Here is a 12,335-nt window from a genome sequence, read left to right as displayed (position 1 = left end):
CTGACGGTGTTCATGGTGCCTGGAACGAGATCAACTGCTTTCGGGCATGCGCTGGCCGCTCGCGCGCGAAGGCCCGCATCATCTCCACCTCCCGTTCCCACTGCCGCTCATCCGCGGGCTTGCGCCATCGCGCGGTATGCCATGCCATCTCCGGACGCATGGCTGCGGACATGCTGTCGAGCACGGCCAGGCAGCGGTCGGTGGCCAGTGCACCCTCCAGCAGGTCAAGGCCATGCGCAACGAAGCGCGATCGCAGGCCCTCATGGCGCATCATGGCCAGGAACAACCGGGAGAGCGGCACATGCGCTTCGTTCACGGTGGTGAACAGGTCGGTGCTGGCCGGCGCGTTGGCCCCGAATCCCAGGTCGCTGTCACCCATGACCATCCGCCAGCGCCCATCGAGCGGGGCCTTCCCGGGCATGCCGGTGTAGCGCCAGTACTTCACATTCTGACGGGGCCAGTCCATGTTGCCAAGGATCATCTGCGAGGCCATGTACGTGAGGAAGCCATCCACATCGAGCCTTGCTTCAAGGGTATCCACCCAAGCTGGGTCCACAGCATCCCATCGCTCCGTGGCCGCCATCAACCGCGCGAATCGCTTCACGTCCGCGCTGTCGCCCCTGTAGAGCGCATTCTTGTCCTCGATGATGGTGATCCGCTTCGCGCTTGCCCCGTGCCTGCGCGCCAGTTCGCGCTCATCAAGCCGCTGGCGCAAATGATGCACGCCTTGGTAAGCGCCGTTGATGTAGGCCACGCACGTGAGCGACTTGCTCGTGCCGAAAGGAAGGCCTTGGCAAAGCTGATGCTGAAAGGCATCACGCAGCATCGCCTTCACCTGGTCATTGCCTGCGGCGCGCAGCACGAGCGCGAGCGAGCCTTGGCCGTCTCCGTCCGCAAAAGCCGCATGACCCAACGGTTCATTGAACACCAGGCGGTAAGCGTGCTGTGGGAAGCCGCGCGTCATCTGCCCGTTGATCCTCAAGGCGGCATCCGCTTGAAACAGCTCCTCGCCGTCAGGGGCGATCAATTGCAAGCGCGCCTCGCGCTCCCATGCATCGCCGCGGCCGTGGTAGTTGCCGGGGTACTTCCACCATTTAGGGTCGATGGCGTACGAACGCATCAAGGCCTTCGGAAGCCGCAGGATGCCGTTGCCCGGCACTGCGATCCCCCGGTCCTCGCTGAGCAGGCCGTCGGGCTCCATGCTGATCGAGAGCACAGGCAATGAATGCCGCTCGAACAGGTAGGTGCGCATGGCGTAAGGTCCTCGTGCCCGCAGCCCTTCGCTTTGCGCGGCGCGCACAACAAGCGCGCTGGGAAGTCCGGGTCTCGGATGCCGCCATTGCATCGCCGTTGGGGTGGCCAGCGCGCGCGCACCGGCACGGCGGTCGGGAACGGCAGGCATGAGGATCTCGGGGCCTGAACCACGCGCACGTTCGATGTCGTTGGTCGTGGTTGCCCAGAGCCGGTCGCCATGCGTGGCTGAAATGGCGATGGTGGCGCCTTCGGCCACCAGCGCATTCGCCGGTGATATGCGCGGTGGCTCGCCGGGTATGCTGCGCGGCGCAGGCTTGCTCCGCGGCAGGCCCGAAGCGAGCGCTGCGCAAAGCGCGCACCCGCCGATCAGCACCAGCAACGGACGGATGTGCTCGCCTCGCTGCATGGATCAGCGCTGGCCCGAAGCGAAGGCCCAACGCGCAAGCAGGGCGAATGGGACGCCTACGGCGATCGCAACCAATGGGGCGCTGCCGCAACCCAAGCCCAGCACGAGCGCACTGAAGCGGAGTGCGCGCTCCTTGCCCGAACCAGCTTGGCCTCCCATGAGCATGGCGAAGGCCAGAAGAAGCACAGCCAGGGGCAACTGCGCACCGGCAAAGCCACCAGCCAACCCAGCGGCTGCCGCCCACAGCGCGAGCTCCTTCATGCCATCGGTGCCCATGCGACCGCCCACGCGCGCCAGAATAGCGCCCAGCGCGGCAGCGCAAAGGGTCCGGAACAACAGAAGCAGGATATCCTGCGGCGCGAAATGCCCCATGTTGTCCATGACGAAGCCCAGCCAATCCATGTGCGCGGTTTGCCGCCAAAACTAGAGGCAGCGCGGCCAACACCGTCATCCTCCGCCGCGAATAGGTTAACCAATGGTTCGGCATATTTGCCCCTGATTCCCTCAGGGACCGTGCAGCCGCCTTGATCGCGGTTGCTGGCCTTTGCCTTGCGCGCACATGCTCTTCAACACGATCCACTACGCGGTCTTCTTCCCGGTCGTGTTCGCCTTGTATTGGTTCGTGCTGCGCCGAAGGCTGCGCGCGCAGAATCTCATGCTGCTCGCGGCAAGCTATTTCTTCTATGCATGCTGGGACTGGCGCTTCGTGTTCCTACTGGCCTTCTCCACCCTGCTCGATTACTTCAGCGGGCTGCGCGTTCAGGCCGCATCAACCGCTGCCAGCAAACGGATCTGGCTGATCGCGAGCGTTGGCATCAACCTCGGCTTCCTGGGGGTCTTCAAGTACTTCAATTTCTTCGCCGCCTCTTTCGCTGACCTGGCGCGCGCGGCGGGCTACGAGCTTGACCCGGTAGTGATCGATGTGCTGCTTCCGGTCGGCATCAGCTTCTACACCTTCCACGGCCTCTCGTATGTGCTCGACATCTACTATGGTCGAAAGGAGCCCACCACGGACCTGGTGAATTATTCGCTCTTCGTGGCCTTCTTCCCTTTGCTGGTGGCCGGCCCCATTGAGCGCGCTACCCACCTGCTGCCGCAACTCGAGCGGCCCCGCACCTTCAACCGCGGCCTTGCCGTGGATGGTTGCCGCCAATTGCTCTGGGGCCTGTTCAAGAAGATGGTGGTGGCCGACAATGCCGCGCGGTTGCTGAACCCGGTCTTCAACAACCATGAGGAGTTCCAAGCGAGCACCTTGGTCTATGCGGCCGTGCTTTTCGCCTTCCAGATCTATGGCGACTTCAGCGGCTATTCCGACATCGCCCTCGGATCGGCCCGGTTGCTGGGCATCGAGTTGCTGCAGAATTTCGCTTTCCCGTATTTCTCCCGTGACATAGCCGAGTTCTGGAGGCGCTGGCACATCTCGCTCTCCTCGTGGTTCAGGGACTACGTGTACATACCGCTCGGCGGCAACCGGGGCGGGAAATGGATGGCGGTCCGCAATACGGCGGTGATCTTCATCGTGAGCGGATTCTGGCACGGCGCCAATTGGACCTTCCTCGCCTGGGGCGCGCTTCATGCGGCGCTCTTCATGCCCTTGCTTCTCACTGGAAGCAATCGCCGGCACATGGGCGTGGTGGCCGAAGGCCGATGGCTGCCAACGCTGCGAGAGGCCGTGAGCATGCTGCTCACCTTCGGTGCCGTCACGGTCGCATGGGTCTTCTTCAGGGCCAAGAGCATCGGCGAGGCCATCAGCTATCTGTCGCACATGGTGGATCGCAGCCTCTTTTCCGCTCCGGAGCTACTGTCCGCGCGGATGGTCGTGGTGATCGCCTTGCTTCTGCTGGTCGAATGGCGAGGCCGAGCTGACCGCCACGCATTGCAGAGCCTTGGCTTGAACTGGCCACGGTGGGCGCGCTGGGCTTTCTACTATCTGATCATGTTCTTCATCCTCCGCTTCGCCGGGAACACGCAGCAGTTCATCTATTTCCAATTCTGACGTTTCATGCGCTCCTTCCTCATTCGCCTGATGTTCTTCGCCGTGCTGCCATTGGCTGCGGTCACAGCGGCGGCATTCAGGGCCGATGGCACCACTGACGCCTTCTACTTGCGCTTCGCGACGCCGAAGGCCAGCAGCATGGTGCTTGGCACCTCCCGCGCCGCGCAGGGCATAAGGCCCGATGTGCTGGATAGCACCTTGGCGGCCGGTGGATGGCAGGTGAGGTCCTTCAACTACGCGTTCGCCAGGACCTATTCGAACTATGGACCAGTGTACCTCTCCTCTACCCTGCGGAAGCTCGATCGCTCGCGCAACGACGGCGTCTTCATACTCGCAGTCGATCCTTGGAGCTTGGACATGCGGCCAGGCGATGGGGATGGAACCGGTTGGTGCGAGGACCAGAAACCCCTGGCCCGGATGCATACAGTGGCAATGCGGCCCAATCTTGAGTACCTGTTCACCGTGTATGATGCCCCCATCCTCACCGTTCTGCTCCCAAGCGCCCAGCAACGGAGCGACATGGTCCTTCAGGAGAACGGATGGCTCGAGGTGCGGATAGACATGGAACCGCGCAAAGTGGCTTCGCGGGCTGAACAGAAGCTCAAGGAATACCATAATGACGCCGTTGGATCCCGCCTCTCGCCTTTCCGCATGGCCTACCTCCATGCCATGATCGATAGCCTCGCGCATTTCGGAACTCCGCTGCTGGTAAGGTTGCCGGTAGCGGATGAGATGCTGGCGCTCGAGGATGCCACAACGCCGCATTTTGATGCCGTGATGGAGTCCACCGCAAGATCGAAGGGCATTCGGTACTTGAATCTATTGCGGACTCCCCGGAACTGGTCCTATACCGATGGCCATCATCTCGCCGCTGATGAGGCCCGGACGGCGAGCACCCTGATCGCGAACGCGCTGCTCGAAGATCGACGGCGGTCAGGGACCCCATGATGAGGCCGGGAAGGCCTTATTCAAGCGCAGGACAAGCCAGAGCCCGGCTTGCCTAAGTTTGCGCGCATGCTGCGCCGGTACTCCCTGTTCGTCCTGCTGGTGCCAGGCTTCTGCCAGGCGCAGGACATGGTGCTTTCAAGTGGCTCGCTGCGCGTATCGAATGGCACTTCACTGCGCATTGAATCGCCATTGGCTTGGCAGTTGGATGCAGGTGCAGTGGTGATAAACGATGGTCTCATCGACTTGGGCGGCGTGGGCAGCATGAATGAATTGCCCGGAGCACCGATCACCGGTGATGGCATGGAACGCGCCGTCTGGTTGCCCACAGCCCCGCTGGCGAATGCTGAGCCCGGCAACTTGGGGCTCACGCTCACCACTTCCTTTCCCGACGGGGGCTTGGTTGTCGAACGCGGTCACCTTCCACGGGTGGCCGACAATGGCACGCCAGGCATCGGGCGTTGGTTCCGGATCTCCACGCCGGTGCCAACGGCTTCGACGCTTGCCATCAACCTGGAATACGACCCTTTGGAACTCGGGCCCGCACAGCCTTCTGCTCTTTCCTTGTTTGCTGGAAGCAGCCCCACGGGACCGTGGAGCGCTGTACCAACTGCGATCAGTCCACAGCAGGTCCTCAGTGGGAACGCTCCATCACCAGAGGTGTTCATCACCGCCTTCGACTCAGATCTGGTCACGAATGCCTCCGTTGCATCCAACGGAGCTGCTTGGAGCGTATCACCGACCTTGGTCGACGATCGGGTCTGGATTGAATCCCTCAATGGCGGCCCTGTCAAGTACTTGATCCTGTCCGATGCTCACGGGCGCATCGTCCAAGTGGAGAATGAACCGAATGAGCAGCGCACAGCCTTGAACATGCGGCATTTGCCAGCAGGCCTGTATTTGCTGCGCATCAACGGCGAAGAAGGTGCATTCAAACTCCTGAAGCGATGAGGTTGATGGTGCTCCTATTGCCGTTATCGCTCGGCGTGCATTGCGAGGCGCAGTGGGAGGTTCCGGCGCGCATCGAATTAGTTGGCACGGAGGAGTCCGATCGGCAGGTCATCGGATTATCGGCTCCATTGGCACCTGCGGCAGCTGTAAGCGTTGATGCCTCGCGCAGCACCTCTACCACGTACGCCAACGTTGCGGGGACGGCCGTGCTCATGGGCGAATTGGTACCCGCTCCTTCATCCTATGCACCAGGCATGATCGTGAGCATCACGCCTGAGGAGGCCAATGAGGACAGTGTGATGCTGAACTTGAACGGCCTCGGGACGCGGTTGATCACGGATCGCATCGGACTTCCCTTGGACAGCGCGGCACTGCCCATGGGAAAGCCCGTGCGCTTGATCTACGATGGCCAGCACTTCCGAGTGCTCTCTTCGCTGCTCATGCCTTGTCCTTCCGGGTACCACGCAGGCGGACGTGAGTATTGCATTGAATCCGTTCCGAACCCGGACACCACCTTTTATGGCGCGGTCCACGAATGCCGGATGAAGCGTGCCCGCTTATGCACCATGGGCGAATGGGTGAATGCCTGCTTGGCCAACCCAGCTTTCATCGGAACGGTATTGAACCACGAATGGGTGGATAGCGCAGCGAATGATAACGATGGGGCGAAACGGGTGGGCGCGCCCGGTGATGGCATCGTTGGCGGCGCCACCGGGATTGATTGCCTTTATGGGGGCTGGGCAGCCTACAATGTTGGATCATCGCGCTTCCGATGCTGCACGAATCGCTGACCCGCATTCCCGGAGCCTGCCTGCTGGCCCTGCTCACCGCAGCACCGGTTGAGTCACAGGTCATCGTGGATGTACCGGTCGTCCTGTCAGGTCCGCTTGAAGAGCGTGCGATCGATGGCATTGCCGCTCCCACGCATGCCACTTCGGCCATCACCGTCGAGGGATCCGTGCTCTCTTCATACATGTGGGCCACGGCCGCGCAGAGCGACACCATCATCAACCTCAGCACGGCCCCGGCAGTGCTGCAATACGCCGATGGCCTCATCGTGCGCTTCCTCGTTGTATCGGGCCTTTCTGGTGCGCTAGGCATCAGCATTGACGGGCTTCCTGCGCTCCCGCTGCGCAGACCGGACGGGCTTCGCCTCGCGAAAGGGCAGCTCGAGGCGGGCACGGTTGCAGAAGTGCTCCTGGCTAATGGGCAGTTCATCCTCATGAGCGGCAACGAACGCCAATGCCCAGCGGGGTACACTGCGGTGAATGGCGAGTATTGCATCGAGACGAATCCTCCATCGACCACTGGGCTCTGGCAGTGGGCCGTCACCAAATGCGCTTCGATCGGCGGCAATTTGTGCACCTGGGGAGAATACTCCGCCGCTTGCGCGATGGTCGGCAGCCAGCTCGGCGGCATGCATGTGAACTGGGAATGGATCGATGACACCAGCAATCACACCCACGGAGCGGATAGCGCTGGCCGATCGACCTGCATGAGCCAGCGGACCACATTGATCAGCATTGCTGCCAAGGCCCGATGCTGCTTTCATTTGAGGTGAACGATCATGCGCCAGACCCTCACCGCATTGGTATTGACCGGCCTGACCGGCGCCGCGTGCGCTCAAGTGGAGATTGACCACCGCATCGAGCTTGCTGCTCCCTCGGATGCCGAGCGGCAGGTCACAGGCGTCCCCACCTTGGCCGAGCCTTCCGCTCTTCAATCGGCGCAGCAGGAGCAGTCCAATTCGCATCGCGTCGCTCTGGCCAGCCTCGATGCCGCAGTTTGGTCCGCCACCATCAGCACCTTGGCCACTGCGCCGATGGCCGGCACGCACATCGTCCTATTCGCACCGGAGCAGACGCCTGAAGGTGAGCTGCAGCTCCTGTTGAATGGGGCTGGTCCCTTCGCTGTGGTCCATCGGATCGGAGATCCAGTGCTCGGGGAGGAGATCGTGCCCGATGCACCGCTTTCGCTCGTATTCGACGGAGAGCGCTTCCATGCTTTGAGCGGCACGGTGCACCGACCGCGTGAATGCGCTGGGGATCTGGTTGCCGTTTCGGATCAGTTCTGCGTTGAGGCCGCGGAGCGCGAGGCAGCCAGCTTCTTCTTGGCGGCGCGCACCTGTGCTGAAGCGGGAAGGCGGCTCTGCACTTGGGGCGAATGGCATAATGCCTGCAGGCTCAGGGTGGAACTCGGCCTCGCGAACATGATCGGCAATTGGGAGTACACCGACGACACGGCCAACGAGGACAACACCGTGAGGATCATCGGCTATAGCTCGTGCACCATCGCAGGCGGCTTCGTTGTCAGCACTGGCACGCAAGCGTACCGTTGCTGCCTCACGCGATAAGGCCAGGAGCGCATTTCTCGCCAGGGCATGCTGTTCAACTCCCTCGACTTCGCCCTCTTCCTGCCCATTGTATTCCTGGTCCATTGGCTGTTGCTGCGCCGCCTTCAGGCCAGGAACGCATGGCTCCTGTTCGCCAGCTACGTGTTCTATGGCTGGTGGGACCCGCGCTTCCTCAGCCTGATCGCCCTCAGCTCGCTGATCGACTTCTTGGTGGCGAACCAGCTCGGCCGGCATGAGCAGCCGTCCCGGCGCAAAGCCCTGCTATGGACCAGCATCACGGCGAACCTCGGCATGCTCGCCTTCTTCAAGTACCATGATTTCTTCATCTCCAACATCGAGGCCTCGTTCAGCCTGCTCGGGCATCCGCTGCGGCTCCGCCACTTGGACATCATCCTGCCTGTCGGGATCAGCTTCTATACCTTCCAGACGCTCAGCTACACCATCGATGTCTATCGCCGAAGGCTGGAGCCGAGCAAGGACCTGCTCGGATTCCTGGCCTATGTGAGCTTCTTCCCGCAGTTGGTAGCGGGACCCATTGAACGGGCCACCAACCTGCTGCCGCAGTTCAGCAAGCAGCGGGACTTCAGCACTGCGGACGCCGTGGATGGCCTGCGACAGATGCTCTGGGGCCTGGCCAAGAAGGTGCTGGTGGCGGATAGCTGCGCGCCTTATGTGGACTCCATCTTCGATCAGCCCGATGCGAACAGCGGCAGCACCTTGCTGCTGGGCGCGGTGCTCTTCAGCTTCCAGATCTACTGCGACTTCAGCGGGTACAGCGACATCGCGATCGGTTGCGCGCGCCTCTTCGGCTTCGAGCTGATGCGGAACTTCGCCTACCCGTATTTCGCGCGCGACATCGCGGAGTTCTGGCGTCGCTGGCACATCAGCCTGAGCACCTGGTTCCGCGACTACGTGTACGTTCCCTTGGGCGGTAGCCGAGGAAGCATGCCTCTCCGGTTAAGGAACACCCTGATCGTCTTCCTGCTGAGCGGCTTCTGGCACGGGGCCAACTGGACGTTCATCTGTTGGGGAGCCATTCACGCGCTCTACTTCATCCCGTTGCTGATCAGCGGCCGGAATCGCACGAACATCGAGATCGTTGCTCATGGCCGGATGCTGCCCTCGCCCCGGGAAGCGGCATCCATGCTCGCTACCTTCCTCGCCGCAGCGCTGGCCTGGGTATTCTTCCGCGCCAGTGACGTCTCCTCCGCGGTGCACTACATCGGCGGGATCCTGGATGCCTCCTTGTTCACGGTTCCGACGGTGCGCCCCTTGGATGTGGCCGTGATGATCACGGTGCTCGTTTCAGCGGAATGGCTGGGCCGCGCGCACCAGCATCCGCTTCAATTGCTCGCGGCGGTTCCCTGGCGCCCGGTGCGATGGGCGCTCTATTACGCGCTCATCGCATCTGTGATCGCGTTCGCTGGCGCCGAGCAGGAGTTCATCTACTTCCAATTCTGAGATGCGCCTGTTCATCCGCCGAACCCTCCTCTTCTGCCTGCCCATGTTGGCCTGGTTCGCTGTCATGACCATGGTGAACATCAGCCGCATGCGCGCGCCCGGATGGTCATCGCCGACCCAGGTGCTCGCAACCGGCGATTCGCACATCGGCTGCGGCATCGACACCTCAGCGCGCCCTGGAATGCGCAATGTCGCGTTAGCCGCCGAGCCCATTCTGCTGAGCTGGTTGAAGCTCAAGCGCATTGCTGAATGGGGCCGGATCGACACGGTCGTGCTCGGCTTCGGCCCGCACAACCTCTCGGACCTGGACCACCGGCGGTTCAAGCAGCACGGCTGGGCCACCGATCGCCTCATGATGCGCTTGTACCCCTTGGTGAGTACGAAGGAGGCCATGGGCGGGGAATTCCATCCGCGCACCTATTTACGGACCGTGTTCATGCAGGTAGCCGCAAGGCCGCGCAACGACCACCATCAGTACATCGGCGCGTTCAGCGGCCTGCGCAGGCGGTTCACCGCGAACGCCGACTCCGCCACGAAGCGGCACTTCTTCGATGATGATGGGAAACTGGCCCCGGCTTCCAGCTTGGCCCTGAGCTCGCTCGATTCCATCATCGCCCATTGCGCGAAGGAGCGCATCATGCTGTGCCTCGTGTCGACCCCGGTCCACGAGAGCTACCGTTCACGCCTGCCAAGGGAATTCTCGTCGCTTCACGATTCCCTTGCAAGAGAATTCGGTTCGCGAGGAGTCAAGGTCCTCCTCTACTCCGACCTCTTTCCCGGCGACAGCCTCTTCGCCGACTCTGACCACTTGAATGCCAAGGGAGCACGACTGTTCACGCAGAGACTGATGGAGGACATCCGAAAGCGTTGACCCTATCCCGCAGCGCTTGCGCGGAAACGGAGCTCTTCTACGATTCCAAGGATGGAAGCCGCCACCCGTGGCCACGTGAATCGTTCCGCGACGCGCCTCCGTCCCGCGAAGCCCATTGCCGTCCGTTCCGCATTCGGCAATCCGGCCAAGCGCTTGATTGCCGCTAGAAGCGCGGCTTCGTCACCTGGCCGGATCAGCATGCCGTTCGCGCCATCCACCAATTCAGCGCTGGCGCCCACATCACTCACCACAACCGGCCGAGCACGCGCCATGGCCTCAAGCACCACCGTAGGCATGCCCTCGAACCGCGTGGGCAGCACCAGGGCATGGCAGTCCGCATAAAGGCGTTCAAGCTGCTGGTCGTCCACCTTCCCGGCCAAGGTCACATTCGAGGGCAGGCCATCGCGCTCCATCCGGGCCCGCTCAGGTCCGTCGCCAGCGAGGATGAACCGGACGGGTACCCGTGACGCTTGCAATTCGCGCGCAACGTTCAGGAGCAGATCGATGCCCTTGTTGAATGCGAAGCGCCCAACGAAGAGGAAGCTCAGATCATCGCCATCGGCCGGATAGGGGGGCGCATCATCCGGGAGCTGTACGGCGTTGGGCACCACAGCCACGCGGGCCATGGAGCCATGCACCAATCCTTCCAGCATCAGGGTGAGCTTGCCGCCGAGCGAAACCACGCGAGCTGATCGCCGAGCCACGTGCCGCACCAGCCACCGGAACGGAAGACCGATCAGCCGGTCCTTCATCGTGAGCCCTTGGAACATCTCCAAGCCATGCGGCATCACGATCAGCTTCGGGGTGAACCGGCGCATGCCCTGCCAAACGCTGAAGCCCTGCGACAGGACCGCATCCGGCTTGACCTCATCGAGCTTGCGCGCCACGCGCCCGCTGTATCGCCAAAGTTCCCGCAAGTACAAGCGCCGGTGATCCAGGCCCGCAACGGGTTGTTCATCGATGCCGAGTTCTGGATCGAAGACCTTTTCACGATGCGGGTGGATCACGGTCAACCGGATGCCGGGCAAACGAGCGAGGTGCTCGGCCAGCAACCTCGAATGCCGTTGCATGCCGCCCATCGCATGCGGGAACACGCCATCGGTGCAAAGGGCGATGTGCAGGTCGCGAGAGCTCATGATCCGCTCAGGCGCGCGCGCCCTTCCAATCGAGCAGAGGTTCGTTGAGCAGGGAGGCCACGCCCTCATCGATGCCCCAGCGCGGCTCCCAACCCGTGCGGCGCTTGAGCTTGCCGACATCGGCTAGCAGGTGCATGCGCTCCACCTTCCTAACGCGGGCCTCATCCACCTCGATGCTGAGCGGTTCGCCCAGCATGCGTTCAAAGGCCTGCACCACTTCCAGCACGCTGTACTCGATCCCACGGCCGATGTTGAAGACCTCGCAACCGCTGAATCCGCCATCGAGCAAGGCCCTCATCGCGCGCGCCATATCGCTGGTGTGTATGAAATCACGCTTGGGCTCCAGATTGCCAAGCCTCAGGACACGGCTGCCTGCGCGCACCTGCCGCTGGATCTCGGGGATGAGGTGCGGATTGGTCTCGTTCGGACCGAAGGCATTGAAGAAGCGCCCGATGATGGTAGGGATGCCGGTGCGCAGGCAGAATTCGCTCGCTATCCGCTCGGCGGCGAGCTTGGTGATGCCATAGATGTCGAGCGGGCCTGTCGGATGCTCCTCACTCACGGCGCCCTCTGCGATCGGGTAAACCGCGGCCGTGCTCGCAACGAATACCTGGTTCACGCTGCCCGCCGTGGCACAGGCATCGAGCACGTTGATGGTACCGTTGATGTTGATGTCCGCCGCCTCAACCGGATGCGCGTTGCAATAGGGGATGAAGTGGATGGCGGCCAAGTGAAGCACTTGTTGCGGGGCAGCCACGGCGATCGCCCGAAGCACCGCAGCGCGATCCCGTATATCGACGAGAAGGAAGCGCTCATCGGGAACCGGGGCCAGGTCGCGCACGCCGAAGCTCAGGTCATCCAGCACCCAGACCTCCTTGCCAGAAGCCATCAAGTGCTCGCCAAGGGCCGAGCCGATGAATCCGGCACCGCCGGTGATGAGCACGCGTTCCGCCATGCCGCGA

The 12,335-nt window shown here is 62.4% G+C and carries 12 protein-coding genes; 8 read left to right on the top strand and 4 right to left on the bottom strand.

Going from position 1 to position 12,335, the window contains the following annotated elements; translation table 11 throughout:
* Positions 1 to 10: 10 nt before the first annotated feature.
* Positions 11 to 1,660 (bottom strand): CotH kinase family protein, encoded by a 1,650-nt coding sequence (locus IPK70_07075; protein MBK8226921.1) that lies wholly within the window; start codon positions 1,658 to 1,660, stop codon positions 11 to 13.
* 3 nt (positions 1,661 to 1,663) lie between these two features.
* Entirely contained in the window at positions 1,664 to 2,062 is a 399-nt protein-coding gene (locus IPK70_07070) for a hypothetical protein (protein MBK8226920.1), read from the bottom strand.
* Between the two features lie 157 nt (positions 2,063 to 2,219).
* On the opposite strand from IPK70_07070, the gene IPK70_07065 reads away from it, so the two are divergent.
* From IPK70_07065 to IPK70_07030, 8 genes are all read left to right on the top strand, one after another.
* Positions 2,220 to 3,656 carry an MBOAT family protein gene (locus tag IPK70_07065; protein ID MBK8226919.1) on the top strand — a complete coding sequence of 479 codons (1,437 nt, stop codon included), beginning with the start codon at positions 2,220 to 2,222 and terminating at the stop codon, positions 3,654 to 3,656.
* A 6-nt stretch (positions 3,657 to 3,662) separates the two neighbouring features.
* Positions 3,663 to 4,604, top strand: a complete 942-nt coding sequence (locus IPK70_07060) for a hypothetical protein (GenBank protein ID MBK8226918.1) — start codon at positions 3,663 to 3,665, stop codon at positions 4,602 to 4,604.
* Positions 4,605 to 4,670: 66 nt separating this feature from the next.
* Positions 4,671 to 5,552 carry a T9SS type A sorting domain-containing protein gene (locus IPK70_07055; protein ID MBK8226917.1) on the top strand — a complete coding sequence of 294 codons (882 nt, stop codon included), beginning with the start codon at positions 4,671 to 4,673 and terminating at the stop codon, positions 5,550 to 5,552.
* On the top strand, positions 5,549 to 6,343 hold the full coding sequence (locus tag IPK70_07050; protein ID MBK8226916.1) for a hypothetical protein: 795 nt from the start codon (positions 5,549 to 5,551) through the stop codon (positions 6,341 to 6,343). The genes IPK70_07055 and IPK70_07050 overlap by 4 nt, the downstream gene beginning before the upstream one ends.
* Positions 6,325 to 7,113: a hypothetical protein gene (locus IPK70_07045; protein ID MBK8226915.1), complete on the top strand. Its 789-nt coding sequence runs from the start codon at positions 6,325 to 6,327 to the stop codon at positions 7,111 to 7,113. Before IPK70_07050 ends, IPK70_07045 begins: the two co-directional genes overlap by 19 nt.
* A 6-nt stretch (positions 7,114 to 7,119) precedes the next feature.
* The gene (locus IPK70_07040; protein MBK8226914.1) at positions 7,120 to 7,905 is read left to right on the top strand and encodes a hypothetical protein; all 786 of its coding nucleotides are present in this window, start codon (positions 7,120 to 7,122) and stop codon (positions 7,903 to 7,905) included.
* A 27-nt stretch (positions 7,906 to 7,932) separates the two neighbouring features.
* The gene (locus IPK70_07035) at positions 7,933 to 9,366 is read left to right on the top strand and encodes an MBOAT family protein (protein ID MBK8226913.1); all 1,434 of its coding nucleotides are present in this window, start codon (positions 7,933 to 7,935) and stop codon (positions 9,364 to 9,366) included.
* A 1-nt stretch (position 9,367) separates the two neighbouring features.
* Positions 9,368 to 10,237 (top strand): hypothetical protein, encoded by an 870-nt coding sequence (locus tag IPK70_07030; GenBank protein ID MBK8226912.1) that lies wholly within the window; start codon positions 9,368 to 9,370, stop codon positions 10,235 to 10,237.
* 2 nt (positions 10,238 to 10,239) lie between these two features.
* On the opposite strand, the gene IPK70_07025 is transcribed toward IPK70_07030, so the two are convergent.
* Positions 10,240 to 11,373 (bottom strand): glycosyltransferase family 4 protein, encoded by a 1,134-nt coding sequence (locus IPK70_07025; GenBank protein MBK8226911.1) that lies wholly within the window; start codon positions 11,371 to 11,373, stop codon positions 10,240 to 10,242.
* A 7-nt stretch (positions 11,374 to 11,380) separates the two neighbouring features.
* The gene (locus IPK70_07020; GenBank protein ID MBK8226910.1) at positions 11,381 to 12,328 is read right to left on the bottom strand and encodes a GDP-mannose 4,6-dehydratase; all 948 of its coding nucleotides are present in this window, start codon (positions 12,326 to 12,328) and stop codon (positions 11,381 to 11,383) included.
* Between the last annotated feature and the right edge of the window lie 7 nt (positions 12,329 to 12,335).

Source organism: Flavobacteriales bacterium (genome assembly GCA_016712535.1).
In the GTDB taxonomy this organism is placed as follows: domain Bacteria; phylum Bacteroidota; class Bacteroidia; order Flavobacteriales_F; family PHOS-HE28; genus PHOS-HE28.
The sequence above is the reverse complement of the archived record's forward strand: the minus strand, read 5'-3'. Positions and strand labels throughout refer to the sequence as shown.